The sequence below is a fragment of the Gilliamella sp. CG16 genome, from assembly GCF_046635785.1.
Classification (GTDB): domain Bacteria; phylum Pseudomonadota; class Gammaproteobacteria; order Enterobacterales; family Orbaceae; genus Gilliamella; species Gilliamella apicola_I.
Map to the genome: position 1 here is coordinate 121,217 of NZ_JBIDFL010000002.1, position 19,979 is coordinate 141,195.

Below are 19,979 nucleotides of genomic sequence, written 5' to 3' on the forward strand. Positions count from 1 at the left end.
AGGAAAATTTTTAGAAAAATTTCTAATAATTAAAATTATTTTTATAGCAAAAAAACTGAATAAATAAGTAATTATATTTATAACTTGAGTAAACAATCGTGTTATTTAACTATGCTAGTTTAGTCTTTGACCTTTCCAATAAAGCGACTATTGATAATAATTAATTTATACTTTCATCATGCTTTAAAAATTTTTTGACTTGTTCAAAAACAAAATTTGTATCTATAGATTTCATGCAGATATGGTTGTTGAGACTATTGATGCAAGTTTTTGCCCATGTTTCATTTAACCATTCGCAACTAAATGGGCAAGCTTTAGAAGCAATATTAATATTGTCAGCATATCCATAAAAATCGGCAGAGGTAGGCCCAAAAATCACGACAGATACCCCTCCATTTAAAGCCTTTCTTAAATGTACCATTCCCCCTTCACTATCAATATGTAGTACAGAATGCTTAAGTAATACTTTAAGGGCGTCTAATGATGTTTCGCCAACCAAGTTTATATCAACATTATCAATCAGTTGACATCGATCGGTTGATGCGCCTAATTGAACAATTTTATAATTTGGATAATTGATTTTAATAAGATTCACTAAAGCATTATAATTGTGTAAGCTCCACAGTTTAGTGGACTCAATCACATTACCTTGATTATCAACGCCCCTGTTGATAGTGATATATTTACCTGGCTTGAGCCTTAAATTGTTTAATATTCGGTTTTCGTGAAATATTTTAGGGGTATACTTAAAATTACGACTAATATTTAATAAATTAGCTATATCAGGTTGTTGTATTCTTTTATGTCCATTGATAAGCGAAAACTGATTAGTCATGCCGTCCATAAAAGGTAAGTAATCAAAAAAACGGGTATTTTTCTTGTAAAAATCTTTGTAAACGTCAATAAGTTTAAGCAATTTTTTATTTTTGGAATGCTTTGAATAAATGAGATTATTTTCTAAAATTTGTGGGTATCTAACTAATCCTATTTTCAACAGATATTTATCATTTATTGGCTCTAAAACGGGAAAAATATTAAATTCAGCCCCACCATCTAAAGATTTCACCATACCAGCATTATTAACAAAAATATCGATAATAATGTTGTTAGGCTTTAAATATTCTCGTAAATAACAAGCGTAATTAAAACCAATTAAAATATCACCAATACCCCCTGATAAAATTAGGGCTATTTTATTTAGATTTTTCTTAGATATTTTATCTTTACTGGTTTTTAAACTAATTATTTGAACAATGTTCCACCAAATTAATTTAAGCGCAATTTTCTTATCATTAACTTTGTATTTTGTTTTATATTTATTAACTTTTCTCTGTAACTCTTTAAGATAACTCATAATTAATATTACCCCATGTATTAATTTGAATTTTTCCAGCCATTACAATTCGTAATTTAATAAACGCTATCAATTAAATGGGTTGCTACATTACATGCTTACATTAGAACGTTAAAAGCATTGACAATTTACTGCTTTTCTAACTTTCTAATCACTATATTACGTACTATTTTGCAATTGGGTTGAAACATTCAATTATTCGTTTGGTAAAATTAGCTAATATTTTAGTTAAAGGTTTGATATATTTTAATCACGCAAAAAAGGGATACTGATCATACAAGTGCCATTTATCACAAAGCTGATCCCATTTTTTCTATACTGTATCGTTTAACATTATAATATAACGTTTAAAATGAGCTTATCAATCATATGTCAAATAACATCAGTCATGATTAAACACCAAAATCAGTCTTCAAAGCACAACCAAACTTGGAATTTTCTAATGTTATTTAGTTTATAGCCAATTATTTAAAACAAAATGCCTTATTTCAATTATAATTCTTAATTCAACATTCTGTATTTTTTTATGCCAATCTATAGAAATCACACTCTACTAAAGATTTTTAGATTATTTCACGACACAACGATTTTATTGACTCTTAATACTTAAATTTTATTACAGTGTTATATTTAATAATTGATAACTGGTCAACATTATTTTTATAAAAAAGTTAACTAATAATTCCAAACTCAATATTGGATGGCGGTAAGTTTATACTATTAGTCACTGAATTGGGAATGAAAGTTGGTAAATATTGATTTTTGAAGTTCGTTTGTATAAAAATTGATTCATTTACTTAACAATTTCAACCAACATGACCTAAATTTAAACGATTATCGATAGCGTAAATTATCCTACGCTTAAATTACACCAAAGGTCTGAAACTTTTTAATGTTTCTTTAATCTGTTCGATAATCAATTGGATATCTAATTCAGCAATCGGATCACCTGCCTTTGTAATCTTGTTTTGTTGTGTAAATAAAAGTTTAGCGTTCGTGCCGATAGGTGCCCAAACTTTATTCAGATTAAAACCAGCATTAAAACGATTATTATAAACGGCTATCATTGGTTTATTAAAAGTTGATGCAACATGCACAACTGATGTATCCACACTGATGACTAAATGACATAGCGAAACAAGCGCTGATGCCACAATAAAAGATGGATTTCTATTGAGATGAATATTCGGTAATTCATCAATAGCACAAATTTGCTTCTGTTCCCCAACAATAATGGTAGTACAATTTTTTTGTTGTGATAAAAAAGCGTTAATTCGTTTTATTTGTTCATGCGAAAAACTTTTCGCTTCAGACGATCCAAACGGATTAAAAACAATAATAAATTTATCCGATCCATTACACACATCGTCGATAAACTTTTTAGCTGCTAATAATTCATCATGATAGATATTAAGATGATATTGAACACAATTATAACTAATTTTCAGAAGATCTAGAATCATACAGCTTCGTTTAGTGATATGAGCGTTCACCTCGTTGAAGTCAATTGAAGTATCATATTGTAAGAATTTAGATTGATTAAACCCTATGGTATGCGTCGGGTCAAAAGATGAGATAAGTTCAACTCTTCTAAGACTATTATCACCTTCATCATAAAGATCAATGGCAAGATCTATCTTGATATTTTTTTCGGTTTTGCAAAATTTTTTTATCTCTTTTTTATTAAAAAAGTAAGCATTGTCGACTTCAATAAAACCATTAAATAAAAAGCTTAACCGTTCATCCACAACAACATTCACTTGATAATTTTTCTGTCTTAATTCATTAATAAGAAAAGAAGCAACGATTGCATCACCAATACCAAAATCGCACATGACTATTAATAATGAGTGATATTTTTCAGCATCAAAAACGGTTTGATTTAATTTTCGTTTGTTAAATTGATTTGTTTTAAAATTATTCTTAATCTTTTTAATTAGAAAATTTCTATATCGATTAAGGCGTTTGAAGCATTCAATCATTCTTTATTGTCTCGTCAGTTTTCCATAATAAATAGTTCAACAATTTTGTCTTATAAAACAAATCAATCGTTATTTTTCAATTGGATTTTTTTCAAAATTAATCATCGATTCATACCATAATCCCGTAATTTATTGGCGATTGCCGTATGTGATACGCCTAACCGTTTCGCCAGTTTACGGGAACTTGGATATTTATCGTATAACTGTAATAAAATCTCTTTTTCAAACTGTTTGGTCATTTCATCTAATGTCTTATTTTCGATATTATCAATGCTAGATATTCTTGATGAAGTTTGCACTGGTAACTCAATATCATTGACGGTCAATTTAGTTGATGTCAACTGAGATAGAGCGCAATACAGAATATTTTTTAGTTGTCTTACATTCCCTGGCCATGAGTAGCGGGCTAAATAGTCAAAAACTTCATTATCGACATAAGGAGCAGGTATGCCTTGTTTATCGGCAAATTCATTGACAAACATCATGGTTAGCGGAGCAATGTCTTCTTTGCGTTCACGTAATGAAGGAAGATGTAATGAAAGCACATTGAGCCGATAATAGAGATCTTTTCTAAATTTTCCTTGTTCGACTAAATCGGCTAAATCAACTTTTGTGGCACAAATAATACGTACATCAACATACACCTCGTTATCATCGCCAACCCGACGAAAATAGCCATCATTAATGAAACGTAATAACTTGGTCTGCATTTGAAAAGACATTTCATCAATACCATCAAGTAGAACCGATCCGCCATTAGCCTGTTCAAAAAAACCTTTTTTACTTTCTATTACCCCTGGGTAAGCCCCTGCAGCATGACCGTAAAGTTCGCTTTCAACCACTTCATCTGGCATTGCAGCACAATTTAACGCTAGAAAAGTTTGCTCCCCTCGAGGACTGTATTGATGACAGGCATAAGCAAGCAGATCTTTACCAGTACCTGTTTCTCCCGAGATTAATAACGGTTCACGTTGCATCGAAAACGCTTTAGCTTGGGCAATTAATTTTTGCATGGCATTACTTTGGGTCGCAAAAATGTCAAAAGCCTGACTTGCCACAACATGAATTTTGGATAATCTTTTTTTAAGATATTCTATAGGTTGGATGATAAAAATAGTTTTTGATGTTTCATTAACTTTTTGCAACAGATAATACTGTGCATTAAGTACAATAATAGTATCATTTAGCTCATCAACACTTTGCGTCTTATCCAGATGAAATATTGCCTGAAAGTCAAAAGGTTGTTGTAACGTTAACAAAGTCGATGAAAGTAACGCTTTAGCCTTGTCATTATATGCTATCAGTCGTTTATTATGATCAATTTCAAGGATGGCTATTTGCATTATAATCCGCCCATTTTTCGTTTAGTTTCATCAAATTATTATATCGATTTTGCCAATCAGCTGTTTTGATTAAATCGTCATAGCTAATTTTGTTTTTTGTTAACAGCGATTGCGCTTTGGTTGATCTAAGGGAGTGTTGTTTATCTAAACTTTCCAATTGTTCTAAAATCGCAAAAGTTCCTTGACGGTTATTACACGCTAACAACAGATCACAACCTGCTGCTAATGCATTTTTTGCTCGCTCAGCATAATTTCCCATGACAGATGCACCTTCCATCGATAAATCATCCGAGAAAATGACACCACCAAAATGTAATTGTTGACGAAGCACTGTTTTAAGCCAATAGCTTGAACCGCTCGCTGGTTTATCATCAAACGCTGGATAGATAACATGCGCAGGCATAATTGCATCAAGTTTTTTATCAGCAATTAATCTGGAAAATATCTGCATATCATGTTCAATTAATGATTGATTGCGATGATCAACTGGCGTTTCTTTATGAGAATCAGCAATAACATGACCATGCCCCGGAAAATGTTTACCAGTTGTTTTCATTCCAGCACTATGCATACCATCAATCATTGCTGATGCAATTTGGTATGCGATATCGACATCTTGATGAAACGAACGTGAGCCGATAGCCAAACATTCATGACCTAAATCCAATACGGGCGCATAACTCAAATCAATATCAAAGGCAATTAGTTCCATTGCTAACAACCAACCGGCATCAAAAGCTAAGGATTTTGCTTGTTCAATATCATTCAGCAACGCATACGATTGTGCAGGGGGAATTAATGTAAAACCTTGTCTAAAACGCTGAACTCGTCCCCCTTCATGATCCACTGAAATTAATAATCGTTCTGGGGATACTGAACGAATCTCTTTTATTAATTGTGATAATTGTTCTACATTCTGAAAATTACGGCTAAATAAAATGACGCCCGCAACTAAAGGATTTTGTAATAGCGTTTGATCTTCTTTGGTTAAGGTCGTCCCCTCAAAATCAATTAATAGCGGTCCCATTACTCATTTGCCTCAGTTTGATTATTATCAGTTTGCGTCTTTGGCTGAGCAAAATCTTTTGAAGCTACTCTCTCTAAAATTTCGCCATTTTGGGTAGAAAGTAATTCTATTGAAAGATCAGCATCTGTGCCATTATCATCATTAGGTAATTGATAAAGTGTGGTAAACAATACATATTGCGCATTTATTGATTTAGCTAACCCAATCATTTTTCCTCGAGACACAAATTTATCATCTGAACCAATACCGATTGCTTGTTTAGCTTGATTAATTGATTGCTTATTAACAACTGAAAAAATGGGTTGCTTACTCATTAACTGGTGTAGCGCTTCATCAATTTGATTATTTGCGACAAATTCACCTGTGCGATTTTGTATATCACTGATTAATAATACTCTATTGCCTTCAGGGATTGATGAGGATTGTAGTATTTTAGTAATAAATGGCGATAAAATACTTCGCCAATCTGTTTTTTTAACAATTTGCGGTGGAGTTTCAATAATGCCTATTGGTGAATTATCAATTGGAGGAGTATCGACTGTTTTTTTAGAATCAAGAAGATGACACCCGACCAATAAACTGACAAATGCAATAAATGCTAATAACCTTATAATTTTTTTCATATTAAATTAACCTATTAATCGCCCCAAATTTTTTCCACCTAATAAATGCATATGAATATGAAAGACTTCTTGTCCCGCATCTTTATTACAATTCATGATTAATCGATAACCACTTTCATCAATTCCTTCTTGTTTAGCAATGTTAGCGGCCACAATCATCATATGTCCAAGTAACTGTTCATCTTGTTCAGTCACATGATTAACAGTTGGAATAAGTTTGTTTGGAATGATTAAAATGTGAGTGGGGGCTTGCGGTGAGATATCTCGAAAAGCGGTCACTTTATCATCTTGAAATACGATATCTGCAGGAATTTCATGTCGGATAATTTTACTAAAAATAGTTTCTTCTGCCATTATATTTTCCTTATATAAAACCCGATAAAAGTTAAATTAGAGAAAGCATAACATATTTTTATTATAAAAGTGTATAGATAACGTTACAATTTACAGAAACAAAAAATCTAAACTAAATTGTTTACCATTTCAAAAAAACAGAGTATAACGCTAAGAAATCATTAATTTTAATGCTAATACCAGTAAGAACATCCCAAACAACTTAATCAGTTTATCCACTGAAATTCTTTGTGCAATTAATACGCCCACTTTTGCCATAGGAATACTAGCTAGCATAATGGCTAATACAGCAGGAACATAAACAAAACCAACGCAATATTTTGGTAAAGGCATGACATGCCAACCAGAAATGATGTAACCTATCGTGCCAGCTATGGCAACTGGTAGCGTAAAAGCCGCTGATGTGCCGATTGCTTTACGCATACCAATACCGCATTTTTTTAGAAAAGGCACGACTAATACGCCTCCACCTACGCCAACTAAAGCGGCAAAAAGACCAATAACACCGCCCATTGCGATATAAATACTAGTATTCAACTTTACCACTTCAGTAGCGTGATTGTGCGCAACTTGACGGGTTTTAAAAACAAATTGACTACCAACATAAATCATGAAAATGACAAAAATCCATTTTAACCAAACACCCGGTATCAAAGGCGTAATGTAGGATCCTCCGATAGTACCAATAATACAACCTAAAACCATTCTTTTTAAAATAGACCACTCGATATTGTGGTTTTTATTATGCATCCAGCTTGAAGACAAACTCGTCCCAATGATTGTTGCTAAAGATGTGGCTATAGCGATATGGTTTGTCCAAACACTATTAACGGTAAAGTGGTTGAGTGTAAAAATTAGCGCTGGCACAATCAAAGCGCCCCCACCGATACCAAACATGCCGGCTAACAGACCTGCTGCCGCCCCAATGCAAAGAAACAGAATAAATTCTAGTATCATAAAGCATCCTTTTGTTTTAGTAGCTAACATTAAAATCGAGATCATAAATTCAGATTTTAAATAATATTTCAAATAATCATTTGGTTATACATCGAAATTGTACGGTTTTACAGGATTAATATTTGACAGACCACCTAAGTTTAACATGACAATGTATTTGGTCATGATCAAATAGTGACAGATGACAAAAAATCGCTTATTTTAATAGAAAATCAATGAATAAAATAAATTTCTAAAAATTAAAATGGTAAGGAGTACATCATGAAAGATCGATTAAAATGGGTTGATGAATTTTGTTTTATGGGCGAAACAGCAAGCGGTCATGCCTTAATCATGGATGGTGGCATTGAACACGGCGGTCGCAATCGAGGTGCTCGTCCAATGGAACTATTACTGCATGGTGCTGCTGGTTGCATGGCTTATGATATTGTCGCTATTTTAAAAACAGCTAAAAAAGATATACGGGATCTGTGGATTGATATCGATAAAACTCAAGCTGATTCTTCCCCTAAAGTTTACACCACAATTAACTTTCATATTGTCGTCACAGGTAAGAATATTGACAACGAAGCCGTCGATAAAGCCATAAAACTTGCATCTGGAAAATATTGTAGTGCCTCAATTATGTTAGGTAAAACAGCAAAAATGAGTTACACCTATGAAATAAGAGAGCACCATTAATCGTATAGATCGAAAAGTTATATATAAATAACAAGTTGATCTTAGCTGTATAACCATTCATCCATTAACATATTGAATGTAGGCTTTGATTTTATATGAGAATGGTTATGCCGCAGTTAACAAAGAGTATGCGATTTCGAGATCTGGTCATTCTTGGATTGCTTTTTATTGGACCCGCAGCCCCAGTTGGATTATTTGGGGTATTAGATGCAACGAGTGATGGCGCCACTGCGTTAGTGTATATAGTAGCGACATTAGTTATGGGGTTTACGGCATATTCTTATGCCAGAATGGCAAATGCGTTACCCCATGCTGGATCGGTGTATGCTTACTGCTCAGCGGGAATTCATCCTCATGCTGGTTTTTTAGTCGGTTGGTTATTATTGCTTGATTATTTGTTTATTCCAGCTGTAGCTTATTTATTTAGTGGAATATCCCTTAATGCCCTCATGCCTGATATTCCTGTTTGGCTATGGACGGGTTTAGCGGTTATTGTGACAACAGCACTGAATTTAATAGGGATTAAAAAATCGATTAATATCACTTTAGTTATATTAATTCTGGAAGTCTTAATTTTATTAGCGATTTTAACTGTAGGAATTTGGGTATTATTAACAAGTGATATTGAACGAGACTGGTTAAGCCCATTTACAGGGGGACAATTATTTACTTGGGAAAAATTATTTACAGCGGTATCCATTGCCGTATTATCGTATTTAGGTTTTGACGCCATCGCAACTTTTTCTGAAGAAAATCGTGGTGAACGCAATTTAGTCAGTCAAGCTATCCTAACTTGTTTATTCATAGCAGGGTTACTGTTTGTTATTCAAATTTATGTCGGTTCTTTACTCAGTCCCTACTCTCCCGAATATCTGCAAACGCATACAGAATTACAAGGAAAAGCCTTTTACAATATTGTTAACCAAGAGATAAGTCTATGGCTTGGATGGGCATTAGGTTTAATGAAAGCAATAGGTGCATCATTTGCTGCCATGGTCGGACAAGCTGCTTCAAGCCGTTTACTATTTAGTATGGGTCGAGATAAACGCTTACCTGCAATGTTTGCAAAGGTCGGTAAGCAAAGCGGTGTACCTACTATCGCAATTTTATTTGCAGCAATTTTTAATTTAGGCTTGGCAGCGATTGCCGCAATCAGTCCAAAAGGATTGCCAACTTTAATTTCATTTGTTGATGTTGGTGCACTCACTGCATTTATTATGTTACATCTTTCAGTGATCGGCTATTTCAAGTTTAAAAAACAGAATTTCAACTATGGGATTTCTTCTTTTATATTTGATATATGTTTGCCTATTATCGGTATCTTGGTCTTAATACCGGTATTACTGCATATTGATAATCAAGCCAAAATAGTGGGGATTATATGGTTAACGATAGGCATTGTTGTTTTGATTTTTAATCAAGGAAAATGCCAATTAACGGCATTCACTAAAGCGAATATATAACCTAATCAACTTTAATTTATATCAACGATGCTATAGTGTATTGAATAATAGAATGGAATATATCAAAATAACAATTAAATACATTTAAAGGATTATTACACTATGTTGGCGGAAATATTACGGGGAGCAATGATCTCCGGTAGTCTTATTATTGCTATAGGCGCACAAAATCTATTTGTACTAAAGCAAGGTTTATTAAAAAATCATATATTCTTTGTATCAGCTATCTGTTTTATATGTGATTTTACCTTAATGTCTATTGGCATCATGGGAGTCGGAACATTTATTAGTGCCAATCCTTTTATTACCAATATTCTTGCCATTTTAGGGGCACTTTTTTTAATATGGTATGGATTTAACGCATTAAAAAGTGCGATTAAAGGCACAAGTAGTATGCAAATTGAATCTCAAGATACAAAAAACAATAGTTTACTTAAAGTCATACTTGCGACTTTGGCTGTGACGTTACTCAATCCACACGTTTATTTAGATACGGTTGTTATTGTTGGGGGAATTGCAGGCACGTTAACCAGTGAGCAGAAAATAGCATTTCTAATTGGTACTGTTTGTGTTTCATTTATCTGGTTTTTTGGTATTGGTTACGGCGCCAGACTTTTAACCCCCCTATTCAAACAAAAAAGAATGTGGGTCATTTTAGATTGCTTGGTCGGTTTGGTGATGTTTTATATCGCTTATCGATTAATTATGTATGTTTACCAAGGTATTTAATTGACTTAAACCATTAATATACCATTATTGACCAACAAGATCGTTTCAACACTTGTGATCATTATAATGATTGCAAGTTAAGTTGAAATATTTGCAAATCTCGTCAAATTTTATTAGCCCACCTGATTAATCAAGCCTTTTTAATCTATAGCATAGTGGTCTTTCATTTTAAACAATGACTATGTTTGTATTGAAAACCTGCACTAATGCGTTTTATTACCTAAATATCTGCAAAATTAAAATCTTTAGCTTATTTTGTTATTTAGATTAGTGGATTGATAATAAATTCAAATGAAATTTACATATTATGCATGTCAAATTCGTTCCAGACGAATTTGTCGAACGCTTGCGTTCTCATCGCTTAGGTTTACTTAAATTTATCTTGTTAATTATGTTGAAAAACGAGGAAAGAAAGTGGTGGGTCGTGAGCGATTCGAACGCTCGACAAACGGATTAAAAGTCCGCTGCTCTACCGACTGAGCTAACAACCCATAGAAAATTACTAAAAGTGGTGGGTGATACCGGGTTCGAACCAGTGACCCCCTCCTTGTAAGGGAGGTGCTCTCCCAACTGAGCTAATCACCCCAAATGTTTTATTGCTAAAACGTCACGGTAAAGATTGGTGGGTGATACCGGGTTCGAACCAGTGACCCCCTCCTTGTAAGGGAGGTGCTCTCCCAACTGAGCTAATCACCCTTACCGTGTGGATGTGCATTATAAGGCACGTCTTATTTCAGTCAACCTTTTTTTTCATAATTTCGCAAAATTAACTTTGTTCGATTTAATTTTAATCTTATTTTGCGTAATACTTCGCAAAAATCCCTTTTTTTCATTTTTATTTAATCAATCCTTATTATGCTTGGTCATAAGGTAATTTAAAATCATAAGTACACAATCGATCATGTTTATCCGAAAATGTCGTATTAAAATATATATTGAACCCCAATGGTTACGGTATCAAATTATCTATTTGGTTAACACTCAAACAGCAAAACAAAATGAGACTACCGTTAACTACCCTTATCAAAACTTGAGTGATGTTGAACAACTGATTCTTGAGCTGAAGAACCGTATTCCAACACAATCGGTTTTTGAACTTTATCTTAATGAAAATGATTTCCAAACCAAACAACTCAAACTTCCACCACTTAATTTAGCCTTAGGCGAACTAGCTTTATATGTTGAAGCATCGATTTATCAATTATTTGAACTCACCGCTACAAACGTCTGTTATGATTTTATTTATTCTGCTGACAAATCTTATCTTAATGTAACAATATGTAAACGTGATTATGTCAATGAGTGGCTGGATTTATTTAAAAAACACAATTTAAGATTACACTGTATTGGTGGAGTAATTAATGAAGAGATAATCAATTTTTTACCCTGGCGACAAGAAAAACAGAAAAGGCAGAAATTTTCGTTACTTGTTACTATGGTGTGCATAATGGGGATTGCTTGCTGTTCTATGGGTTATTTATGGCATCAAACGCAACTTAAACTCAGTCATTACACCCTATTAAATGTCGAACAACAACATAACGAAAAACGGTTAACTCAACAATTAGCAACTTTTATTCCTAAGCTGTCGGTTAGCCAACAACAAATTTATCACGTTTTAACACTACTTTCAGAACAATTACCACCTGTTATATGGTTAGAATCATTCCATTATCAACCGCAACAAGTGATGATTTCTGGTTATAGCTTTCGTCATATTGAGATTATCAATTTTAATCAAACGTTATTACGACAGGATAACATCATAAAAAGTCAGATTCATGACATAACCAGACAAGAACACAATTTGTCATTTAAAATGGAAATCACATTCAATGAAGAGTGATTTTTTTAATCGCCCACTTTGGCAGCAATATACTATCGGTTTTGTTACTATCATCACAATGATCATCATTAGCTATCTATTTTTTATTGAGGATATTGCTAATCAAGCCAAACAGCAATTTAAACAGCATCAAATTCAGAGTGAAAAAATAAAACAGCTACAAACCCAAATTGACCGATATCAAACCCAAATGAATAGATCATTCGTTTTACTTTCAGAAAAAGATTTGGCTCATGCGATTACACAAAACCAGTTAACTTTACATGCATTCAGATACTATCGAACGGATAACAAAACGATGTGGGATATTGAGCTTCATGGACAATTTGCTAATTTTCTAAACTTATTATCGACCTTTAACCACAATAGCTATTATCTTGATTTATCTGATTTTAGGATTCTTCGACAAAATAATCATCTAATCATATCGTTTACATTATCTTTCGATAAGGAAACAACATGAATCATTATTTATTATCTAACTTAATTTTTATCATGATGATTTGCTTTAATGCTGATGCAAATCACCGTTTGGCACGCGATCCATTCAATCTGACTGATTCGATATCGTGTACCGAACAAACTAACCAATTATTAGCACAGATACAAAGCTGGCAACTTAACGGAATCATACAATCACAGCACAATAATTATTATCAAATCTGGTTAACGTCAACACAGCAATGGTTAGCAATAATCAATAGTGAGATTCCTCCAATGTTATTGCCTTGGCAAATCAAAACGCTTACGAATGATAACGTTGTTTGGCAAGCAAATCTGGCTCAATATTGTCAAGATAGTATTGTCTGGATGATGCCATTAAACAAGTGATATGAAGGAATTAACGTATGGCTAACATCCGATATCTTTTATTAAAACACCTCAAAAAATGGCAAATTATTAGCACTGTTTTATTCCTTGCTCAAGTCAATACTAGTTTAGCAACTAACAATCCATTATCTAAAGTAAACCATTCGGAACTTATCACGTTAAATTTTTATCAAACTGATATTGGTATTATTTTGCAAGCATTAGCTGACAGTAAGCAACTTAATTTGATTATGACTGAAGACATTGCACAAAAACAGACTATTAAGCTTCAAAATGTCGATTGGCATAAAGCATTAATGATTATAATCAATAGCGCTAACTTACAAGCCAAAATTGAGGACAATATCTTATTTATTTCAAAAGCGGAAGATCCCGACCAGATTAATCAAAAACAACGATTAGATAAATTATCACTTGAACAGCGTTTACCCTTAGATACTTTACCTATACGTATTGAGCATGCCGATCTGAACACATTATTGGATATCATCCATAAGCAAGCGCTATTGTCAGAACGTGGTAAAGTGATTGTTGATAAACGGACTAACTTGCTAATCATCACTGATATTCCCCCCAAATTGACAGCGATTAAAAGTCTTATCACATTGCTGGATAAAGCAATACCACAAGTCCATATTGCCGCTCATATTGTCAATATGAGTGATGAAAGTATGTCAGAACTGGGGATTAAATGGGGTTATGTGGGGCAGACTTCGCAGTTAATCAATAAGTTCGATGTAAAATTGGGTGCTGCCAGTTCAACAGCTAATCTGGGCTTTAATCTTGCGAAAATGTCTGGCAGTTTACTCAATTTAGAGTTATCTGCACTACAGGCGGAAAATCAACTTGAAATTATTGCCAGTCCTAACTTACTGACCGCCAATCAAAATATGGCTTCAATTAAACAAGGCACTGAAATTCCTTACGAAGTATCGAACGGTAGCAGTAACTCGACTTCCATTGAGTTCAAACAAGCCGTTTTAGGATTAGAAGTGACGTCTAAAATCATTGGTGAAGAGAGTATGATTTTAGATCTCCGTATCACTCAAAACACCGCTGGGCAAGCGATTAAACGCAGTGATGGCGGTGAAGCCCTCGCTATAGATACGCAAGAAATCAAAACCCAAGTCAAGGTAAAAAGTGGCGAAACAATTATACTTGGCGGTATTTTTCATCAAATAAATAGCAAAAACGATCATAATGTACCTTATGTTAGCCAAGTCCCTATTATTGGTAGTTTATTTAAGTACAAAAATAAAAAGCAACAAAAGCGAGAATTAGTCATTTTTATTACACCGCAATTAGTTGAGTAAATGTGTACAGAGTTGTATCATACCCTATATTTTATATTTTTACTTTGAGGTCAATAAAGGATTCAAAGTATTGTTTTTTAAATCATTGTGATTTTCACTTTTTACACTAGTAGAGAATATTATGTTTCATGTTGTCGCTTCAGATTTAGATGGCACCTTATTAACGCCTGAACACAGTCTTTCACCTTATACCAAACAAGTTTTGCAAGCATTACGTCAAAAAGGCATTCATTTTATTTTTGCTACAGGGCGACATCATATTGATGTTGCGCAAATGCGTGAAAATATGGAAATTGATGCATTTATGATAACGTCAAATGGCGCCCGAGTTCATGATAGTCATGGAAACTTAATTTTTAGCCAAAATGTCGAACCGACGCTCGCCAGTCAAATCGCCCAAGAGTGCACTGACGATCCATTAGTGTTTACACATATTTACCGAGGTGATCAGTGGTTAATTAACAAAGAAGATGCTTATTCTCTTAGCTTTCATCAAGAAAGCCGCTTTACTTATGAGTTTTTTAATCCTTTTGACTTTGAAACAGATGACATTGCTAAAATCTATTTCACAACAAGTGATGATGCCCTTCATCCACATTTAGTCAAATTAAAAAATCGGCTTGATGAAAAGTATGGTGATCAAGTCAGTATTGCCTTTTCATCATTAAATTGCCTTGAAATTATGGGCGCTAATGTTTCCAAAGGCAGTGCGTTAAAAAAAGTGGTCGATAAATTAGGATTAGCATTAAACGATAGTATTGCATTCGGTGATGGCATGAATGATTATGAAATGTTAAAAATGGTTGGAAAAGGGTGTATAATGCAAAACGCCACGCCAGATTTACGACAAAAATTACCTGAATTAGAAGTGATTGGTTCAAATGCTGATGATGCCGTACCGCATTATCTTGATAAACTTTTTTCAATTAATCCCTAACCAAATTATTGATAAAAATGAAAGCCGACAAAGAACTTAACACAATTGGATTACGCTGTCCTGAACCCATAATGATGGTTCGCAAAACGATGAGAGAGCTTGCTGTTGGGCAAGTTCTTCTTGTGATTGCTGATGATTTGGCAACAACTCGTGATATTCCCAGCTTTTGCCGGCATATGGATCATGAACTATTAAGTTCACAAATTGAATGCCCACCTTTCTATTACTGGATAAAAAAAACGCATTAAATGCAGGTCAACATGTCACTAAAGATAGATATGTTTATCAATTAAAATCAAGTTGATATAGATAATATCGAAGTGTTCGCCAATCGCTAGTTGTCAAATTATCGCTCATCAAAAAAAGGGTACAGTGTTGCCCTGTTCGCCTTGATTTCAAATTCAAAAATAGACTATAACGAAGTATTAAGGGTTTTCGCATTAAATGCCATCGCTGATTGTGCCAATAAATCTGATTAATGTGATGAAATAAAGCTAATTCACCAGTTATTGTTTGAAAATAGCTAAGACTGCGCCACCACTCAACTATCAATAAAATGATCACCACAAATGTATAGGCGTTAAATGAGGTATCGGCAAATAAAAATAGGCTAGCCATTATTAACAATAAATAAAAACTTGATGAAATGATGATTTGCAAGTAAGATTGCTTAAGTTTTGTACTCCACATAATGATCACCCAAAAATAATAACGTCTAATTTTCTCATACTTTGCTAGAAATATTTTAGAATTTATCAATAATTGTGAAACAACACGCACATAGAATCGTATACGATAAATCGTTATTTATTTAATATGGTTAACTTCAAAATTACGATAGATACACTAAAATCAAATTTTTAAGGTGCAATTGAAAAGGATTGAATGATTTTTAGAAAGAGTATTTTATTGTGTTGTTCGATTAAATTGAGTGCTAAGTATTGAAAACGAACAAAGGGACTTATCACTTTTTGTTTTATGCAATTTACTATAATTAGTATATACTCATCGACCTAAAAAAAGTTAAAAACCTTACAGGAAATAGAGTTTTTTTAATTATTTCCAAATTTACCTTAAATCAATTAGGTAGGAATGATTAGTGATGTTAGTTAGAGTAATAAAGTTTTTTCTCAAATTTTTTGCTGGTTGCTTACTGTGTGGCTTAGTCATCGGTATAGCTGGTTACGCCTATTATTCAAAGGATCTACCAGATGTTGCTACACTAAAAGATGTGCAATTACAAACACCGTTACAAGTACTCAGTAAAGATGGTGAGTTAATTGCTATTTTTGGTGAACGTCGACGTACGCCTCTTAAATATGATGAAATACCTAAAACGGTTATTAATGCGGTTATTGCCACCGAAGATTCCCGATTTTATGAACACTTTGGTATCGATCCAATCGGAATTATTCGCGCAATGTATATTGGATTAAAACAAAAAGGATTTTCACAAGGTGGAAGTACCATTACTCAACAAGTTGCTAAAAACTTCTTTTTAACTTCTGAAAAAAGTATTTCTCGAAAAGTAAAAGAAATGATCTTAGCGATCCGCATGGAAAAAGAGCTGTCCAAAGATGAGATCATGGCACTTTACTTAAACATGATTAACTTTGGTTCACGAGCTTATGGTGTTGCCGCAGCTTCCTATACTTTTTTTGGTAAAACACCTGATCAATTAACTTTAGATGAGGCCGCTTTATTGGCTGGTCTTCCGAATGCGCCTTCTGCATATAATCCAATTTCGCATCCTAATAAAGCATTAACAAGACGTAACTGGGTATTGGGACGAATGTTAGATCAATCCTACATTACGCAAGCGGAATATAATGAAGCCATAAAAAAACCTTTAAATGTCAGTTACCATTCTCCACAGATCGCCTTTTCTGCTCCTTATATTGCTGAAATGGCACGGCAATTTATGTTTGAAAAATTTGGCGAAAAAGCCTATACGGACGGTTATAAAGTTTATACAACTATCTCAAAACAAGACCAAATTGCCGCAACAGAATCAATCCAAAAATCGATCATTGATTACGACAAACGACATGGTTATCGTGGTGCTAATAAAATTTTATGGAAAGAAAATGAAACAGCTTGGGATGACGCAAAGATCCTTGAAACATTAAATAAATACACTTGTTATAGTGGAATCTGCCCAGCTGTTGTGCTGAAGTCTACGGATAAACAAGCATCAATTGTATTAACTGATAATAGTCATGTTGAGATTTTGTTCGATGGCATGAAATGGGCAAGACCATTTATCAATGATAATAAACAAGGCGCTTATCCACATAAAGTATCAGACGTGCTAAAAGCGGGCCAGCTTATCTGGGTGAGAAAAGTTAACGACTTATGGGAACTGTCTCAACTCCCCACTGTCAATGCGGCATTGGTTTCATTGGATTCTGAAAATGGTGCGATAAAAGCGATTGTCGGTGGTTTTGATTTCAATCTCAGTAAATTTAACCGTGCGACACAAGCACTGCGTCAATTAGGCTCAAACATAAAGCCATTTATTTATACTGCAACGTTAGAACATGGCTTAACAATGGCAACACTCCTTAATGATGCACCGATTGTTCGAACAACAGGCAGCACGACCTGGAAACCCAAAAACTCACCACCGCAATACGCAGGCCCTTTACGTCTACGCATTGGTTTAGGTATGTCTAAAAATGTCATGATGGTACGAGCCTTACGTGCGGTTGGAATCGACTATGCCGCCACTTATTTAGAACGATTTGGCTTTCCTAAAGAAAATATTTCGCATAACGAATCGCTTGCTTTAGGTTCTGCATCATTTACGCCTTTACAAGTAGCAAGAGCGTATTCTGTTATCGTTAATGGCGGCTATTTGATTACCCCTTACCTAATTGAAAAGATTGAATACACAAGTGACAAAAGTATTATCTATCAACATCAACCTGTTATCGCTTGTCACGACTGTCAAGATGATCTCATTATTACTGACTCAACACCTCAAACTAATAACGATGTGGAAAATGCTACCAATGAATCTGGCAGTGAAGAGCCTGAACAAGCGAATCTCAAAGCGGATGATAATATCATTATTCCTGACATTGAAATTAATCATGAAAATAATAATAAGCCTATCACACCAATTTATGCACCACATACATTAAGTAGTGATATTGCCTTCATTATGAAAGATGGGTTACGTTCAACGGTATTTGGAGGTTCAGATTGGCAAGGAACAGCATGGCGTGTTAAAGCTTTAGGTCGACGAGATGTAGGCGGTAAAACGGGGACAACCAATGCATCTAAAGATGTTTGGTTTTCTGGATTTGGTGCCAATATTGTCACAACTGTATGGATGGGTTTTGACGATCATCGTCGTGAATTAGGAAAAACCTTCCGCGCTGAAGGCGGAGCCAATACGGCCAATCCAATATGGGTTGACTATATGAAAGAAGCATTAAAAGATGTGCCTGTTGTTACCGATGTTCAACCAGAAAACGTAATTAGTGTTACAATCGACCAAAAAACAGGATTATTACCACAATCTGGTGCAAACACCATGACAGAATATTTTATTAAAGGCACTGAGCCTACCCGTTATGCAACTAAAGAAGTCGGTACCGAAACAACAGATTCGGACGGTAACATTTCTGAACTATTCTAATTGAGGTATGATAATGAATGGTTCAATCAGAATAATTGGCGGAAAATGGCGAGGACGTAAATTAGCTGTACTTGACAAGCAAGGGTTGCGTCCGACCACAGATCGCATTAAAGAAACCCTGTTTAACTGGCTAATGCCAGTTATTCATGACAGCACCTGTCTGGATTGTTTTTCAGGTAGTGGTTCATTGGGATTCGAAGCCGCTTCACGCGGGGCTAAAAGCGTGACGTTACTTGAAAAAGACAAGCAAGTCGCGAGCCAACTCAACAAAAATAAACAGCTTATAGCAAGTCATGCTATCGATATCTACCATACGGACACTTTAAATTGGTTGAATAAACCCGCCCAAAAAAAGTTTGATATCGTGTTCATCGATCCCCCCTTTCATCAAGGTTTAGTTGCCAATACGGTAAACTACCTTGAGAAAAATAACTGGCTAAACGCCTCATGCTACCTCTACATTGAGACGGAAATCGATCACAATGTATTGAGTTACATTCCGAATAACTGGCATTTACATCGCGAAAAAACCGCCGGTCAAGTTCATAGTTATCTATTTATACGAGAAGAAATTTGATGTTCATATTATTTGGTAAGATATTTTATTCTATAGTTTGGCTATTTTTATTCGTCAATTTAATCCACCCCTACCCAACTCCAGCCAATGTTGTTGCCTATGTAGGTTTACTCATTTTTACGCTTTTGCACGGTTTACAAGCTTGGATTCTTTACTCAACGATGACCAATCAAGAAAAGCGAGAGGATAAATTTAAACCACTTAGACTATTTATTTTTGGTTTTTTTGAATCACTTAGCTGGAAATATAAAAAATAGTTAAAAAAAAATCTTGCGACCTCAAAAATTTTTTGTATAATGCTCACCACTTCTTACGA

At 34.2% G+C, this 19,979-nt stretch carries 20 protein-coding genes and 3 tRNA genes; 12 read left to right on the forward strand and 11 right to left on the reverse strand.

Annotated elements, in window-relative coordinates; genetic code table 11:
* Positions 1-160: 160 nt before the first annotated feature.
* From ACGH47_RS03005 to ACGH47_RS03035, 7 genes are all read right to left on the reverse strand, one after another.
* Positions 161-1,354 (reverse strand): glycosyltransferase family 9 protein, encoded by a 1,194-nt coding sequence (locus ACGH47_RS03005; RefSeq protein ID WP_267351280.1) that lies wholly within the window; start codon positions 1,352-1,354, stop codon positions 161-163.
* An 866-nt stretch (positions 1,355-2,220) separates the two neighbouring features.
* Entirely contained in the window at positions 2,221-3,336 is a 1,116-nt protein-coding gene (locus ACGH47_RS03010) for a glycosyltransferase family 9 protein (protein ID WP_411622688.1), read from the reverse strand.
* Positions 3,337-3,437: 101 nt separating this feature from the next.
* The gene (locus ACGH47_RS03015; protein ID WP_411622689.1) at positions 3,438-4,679 is read right to left on the reverse strand and encodes a sigma 54-interacting transcriptional regulator; all 1,242 of its coding nucleotides are present in this window, start codon (positions 4,677-4,679) and stop codon (positions 3,438-3,440) included.
* The gene (nagZ, locus tag ACGH47_RS03020) at positions 4,660-5,706 is read right to left on the reverse strand and encodes a beta-N-acetylhexosaminidase (protein WP_411622690.1); all 1,047 of its coding nucleotides are present in this window, start codon (positions 5,704-5,706) and stop codon (positions 4,660-4,662) included. The genes ACGH47_RS03015 and nagZ overlap by 20 nt, the downstream gene beginning before the upstream one ends.
* Positions 5,706-6,329, reverse strand: coding sequence for a hypothetical protein (locus tag ACGH47_RS03025; RefSeq protein ID WP_411622691.1), 624 nt, complete (start codon positions 6,327-6,329; stop codon positions 5,706-5,708). Before ACGH47_RS03025 ends, nagZ begins: the two co-directional genes overlap by 1 nt.
* A 6-nt stretch (positions 6,330-6,335) precedes the next feature.
* Entirely contained in the window at positions 6,336-6,683 is a 348-nt protein-coding gene (locus ACGH47_RS03030) for an HIT domain-containing protein (RefSeq protein WP_267361157.1), read from the reverse strand.
* Positions 6,684-6,833: 150 nt separating this feature from the next.
* Entirely contained in the window at positions 6,834-7,640 is an 807-nt protein-coding gene (locus ACGH47_RS03035) for a sulfite exporter TauE/SafE family protein (RefSeq protein WP_267351273.1), read from the reverse strand.
* A gap of 261 nt (positions 7,641-7,901) precedes the next feature.
* Between ACGH47_RS03035 and ACGH47_RS03040 the strand changes: the two genes are divergently transcribed.
* The 3 genes from ACGH47_RS03040 (at position 7,902) to ACGH47_RS03050 (ending at position 10,513) form a co-directional block, all read left to right on the forward strand.
* The gene (locus tag ACGH47_RS03040; protein ID WP_411622692.1) at positions 7,902-8,321 is read left to right on the forward strand and encodes an OsmC family protein; all 420 of its coding nucleotides are present in this window, start codon (positions 7,902-7,904) and stop codon (positions 8,319-8,321) included.
* Between the two features lie 107 nt (positions 8,322-8,428).
* Positions 8,429-9,784: an APC family permease gene (locus tag ACGH47_RS03045; protein ID WP_411622694.1), complete on the forward strand. Its 1,356-nt coding sequence runs from the start codon at positions 8,429-8,431 to the stop codon at positions 9,782-9,784.
* A 102-nt stretch (positions 9,785-9,886) separates the two neighbouring features.
* Entirely contained in the window at positions 9,887-10,513 is a 627-nt protein-coding gene (locus ACGH47_RS03050; protein WP_411622696.1) for a LysE/ArgO family amino acid transporter, read from the forward strand.
* A 415-nt stretch (positions 10,514-10,928) separates the two neighbouring features.
* On the opposite strand, the gene ACGH47_RS03055 is transcribed toward ACGH47_RS03050, so the two are convergent.
* From ACGH47_RS03055 to ACGH47_RS03065, 3 genes are all read right to left on the reverse strand, one after another.
* A tRNA-Lys gene (locus ACGH47_RS03055) sits at positions 10,929-11,004 on the reverse strand.
* An 18-nt stretch (positions 11,005-11,022) separates the two neighbouring features.
* Positions 11,023-11,098 (reverse strand) — tRNA-Val (locus ACGH47_RS03060).
* A 35-nt stretch (positions 11,099-11,133) separates the two neighbouring features.
* A tRNA-Val gene (locus tag ACGH47_RS03065) sits at positions 11,134-11,209 on the reverse strand.
* A 205-nt stretch (positions 11,210-11,414) separates the two neighbouring features.
* Between ACGH47_RS03065 and ACGH47_RS03070 the strand changes: the two genes are divergently transcribed.
* The 6 genes from ACGH47_RS03070 to tusA all read left to right on the forward strand — a co-directional run bounded on the left by ACGH47_RS03070 (position 11,415) and on the right by tusA (position 15,688).
* Positions 11,415-12,359 (forward strand): PilN domain-containing protein, encoded by a 945-nt coding sequence (locus ACGH47_RS03070; RefSeq protein WP_411622698.1) that lies wholly within the window; start codon positions 11,415-11,417, stop codon positions 12,357-12,359.
* Positions 12,349-12,822, forward strand: coding sequence for a hypothetical protein (locus tag ACGH47_RS03075; protein ID WP_411622700.1), 474 nt, complete (start codon positions 12,349-12,351; stop codon positions 12,820-12,822). The genes ACGH47_RS03070 and ACGH47_RS03075 overlap by 11 nt, the downstream gene beginning before the upstream one ends.
* Positions 12,819-13,190: a hypothetical protein gene (locus ACGH47_RS03080; protein WP_411622702.1), complete on the forward strand. Its 372-nt coding sequence runs from the start codon at positions 12,819-12,821 to the stop codon at positions 13,188-13,190. Before ACGH47_RS03075 ends, ACGH47_RS03080 begins: the two co-directional genes overlap by 4 nt.
* 17 nt (positions 13,191-13,207) lie before the next feature.
* A complete protein-coding gene (locus ACGH47_RS03085; protein ID WP_411622703.1) occupies positions 13,208-14,503 on the forward strand; it encodes a secretin N-terminal domain-containing protein in 1,296 nt (431 codons plus the stop codon).
* Positions 14,504-14,624: 121 nt separating this feature from the next.
* Complete coding sequence (locus tag ACGH47_RS03090) at positions 14,625-15,440, forward strand: Cof-type HAD-IIB family hydrolase (protein WP_267351257.1); 816 nt, start codon at positions 14,625-14,627, stop codon at positions 15,438-15,440.
* Positions 15,441-15,448: 8 nt separating this feature from the next.
* On the forward strand, positions 15,449-15,688 hold the full coding sequence (gene tusA, locus ACGH47_RS03095) for a sulfurtransferase TusA (protein WP_411597448.1): 240 nt from the start codon (positions 15,449-15,451) through the stop codon (positions 15,686-15,688).
* Between the two features lie 37 nt (positions 15,689-15,725).
* Here the strand turns inward: tusA and ACGH47_RS03100 are convergent, their stop codons facing one another.
* Positions 15,726-16,130, reverse strand: a complete 405-nt coding sequence (locus ACGH47_RS03100; protein WP_267360425.1) for a protein YgfX — start codon at positions 16,128-16,130, stop codon at positions 15,726-15,728.
* Positions 16,131-16,542: 412 nt separating this feature from the next.
* On the opposite strand from ACGH47_RS03100, the gene ACGH47_RS03105 reads away from it, so the two are divergent.
* Genes ACGH47_RS03105 through ACGH47_RS03115 form a run of 3 tightly spaced genes read left to right on the forward strand, consistent with a single transcriptional unit; the run spans position 16,543 to position 19,920 of the window.
* Positions 16,543-19,086, forward strand: coding sequence for a penicillin-binding protein 1A (locus ACGH47_RS03105; protein ID WP_411622829.1), 2,544 nt, complete (start codon positions 16,543-16,545; stop codon positions 19,084-19,086).
* A gap of 13 nt (positions 19,087-19,099) precedes the next feature.
* Positions 19,100-19,663: a 16S rRNA (guanine(966)-N(2))-methyltransferase RsmD gene (rsmD, locus tag ACGH47_RS03110; RefSeq protein WP_411622704.1), complete on the forward strand. Its 564-nt coding sequence runs from the start codon at positions 19,100-19,102 to the stop codon at positions 19,661-19,663.
* On the forward strand, positions 19,663-19,920 hold the full coding sequence (locus ACGH47_RS03115) for a DUF1145 domain-containing protein (RefSeq protein ID WP_267351250.1): 258 nt from the start codon (positions 19,663-19,665) through the stop codon (positions 19,918-19,920). Before rsmD ends, ACGH47_RS03115 begins: the two co-directional genes overlap by 1 nt.
* Positions 19,921-19,979 lie beyond the last annotated feature (59 nt).

Excerpts from the sequence above, each read along its gene's own strand:
- rsmD (WP_411622704.1), top strand. The coding sequence starts at position 19,100 with ATGAATGGTTCAATCAGAATAATTGGCGGAAAATGGCGAGGACGTAAA.
- ACGH47_RS03080 (WP_411622702.1), top strand. The coding sequence starts at position 12,819 with ATGAATCATTATTTATTATCTAACTTAATTTTTATCATGATGATTTGC.
- ACGH47_RS03045 (WP_411622694.1), top strand. The coding sequence starts at position 8,429 with ATGCCGCAGTTAACAAAGAGTATGCGATTTCGAGATCTGGTCATTCTT.
- nagZ (WP_411622690.1), bottom strand. The coding sequence starts at position 5,706 with ATGGGACCGCTATTAATTGATTTTGAGGGGACGACCTTAACCAAAGAA.
- ACGH47_RS03090 (WP_267351257.1), top strand. The coding sequence starts at position 14,625 with ATGTTTCATGTTGTCGCTTCAGATTTAGATGGCACCTTATTAACGCCT.
- ACGH47_RS03085 (WP_411622703.1), top strand. The coding sequence starts at position 13,208 with ATGGCTAACATCCGATATCTTTTATTAAAACACCTCAAAAAATGGCAA.
- ACGH47_RS03105 (WP_411622829.1), top strand. The coding sequence starts at position 16,543 with ATGTTAGTTAGAGTAATAAAGTTTTTTCTCAAATTTTTTGCTGGTTGC.
- ACGH47_RS03010 (WP_411622688.1), bottom strand. The coding sequence starts at position 3,336 with ATGATTGAATGCTTCAAACGCCTTAATCGATATAGAAATTTTCTAATT.
- ACGH47_RS03050 (WP_411622696.1), top strand. The coding sequence starts at position 9,887 with ATGTTGGCGGAAATATTACGGGGAGCAATGATCTCCGGTAGTCTTATT.
- ACGH47_RS03030 (WP_267361157.1), bottom strand. The coding sequence starts at position 6,683 with ATGGCAGAAGAAACTATTTTTAGTAAAATTATCCGACATGAAATTCCT.
- ACGH47_RS03015 (WP_411622689.1), bottom strand. The coding sequence starts at position 4,679 with ATGCAAATAGCCATCCTTGAAATTGATCATAATAAACGACTGATAGCA.
- ACGH47_RS03100 (WP_267360425.1), bottom strand. The coding sequence starts at position 16,130 with ATGTGGAGTACAAAACTTAAGCAATCTTACTTGCAAATCATCATTTCA.
- ACGH47_RS03075 (WP_411622700.1), top strand. The coding sequence starts at position 12,349 with ATGAAGAGTGATTTTTTTAATCGCCCACTTTGGCAGCAATATACTATC.
- ACGH47_RS03040 (WP_411622692.1), top strand. The coding sequence starts at position 7,902 with ATGAAAGATCGATTAAAATGGGTTGATGAATTTTGTTTTATGGGCGAA.
- ACGH47_RS03115 (WP_267351250.1), top strand. The coding sequence starts at position 19,663 with ATGTTCATATTATTTGGTAAGATATTTTATTCTATAGTTTGGCTATTT.
- ACGH47_RS03005 (WP_267351280.1), bottom strand. The coding sequence starts at position 1,354 with ATGAGTTATCTTAAAGAGTTACAGAGAAAAGTTAATAAATATAAAACA.
- ACGH47_RS03035 (WP_267351273.1), bottom strand. The coding sequence starts at position 7,640 with ATGATACTAGAATTTATTCTGTTTCTTTGCATTGGGGCGGCAGCAGGT.
- ACGH47_RS03070 (WP_411622698.1), top strand. The coding sequence starts at position 11,415 with ATGTTTATCCGAAAATGTCGTATTAAAATATATATTGAACCCCAATGG.
- ACGH47_RS03025 (WP_411622691.1), bottom strand. The coding sequence starts at position 6,329 with ATGAAAAAAATTATAAGGTTATTAGCATTTATTGCATTTGTCAGTTTA.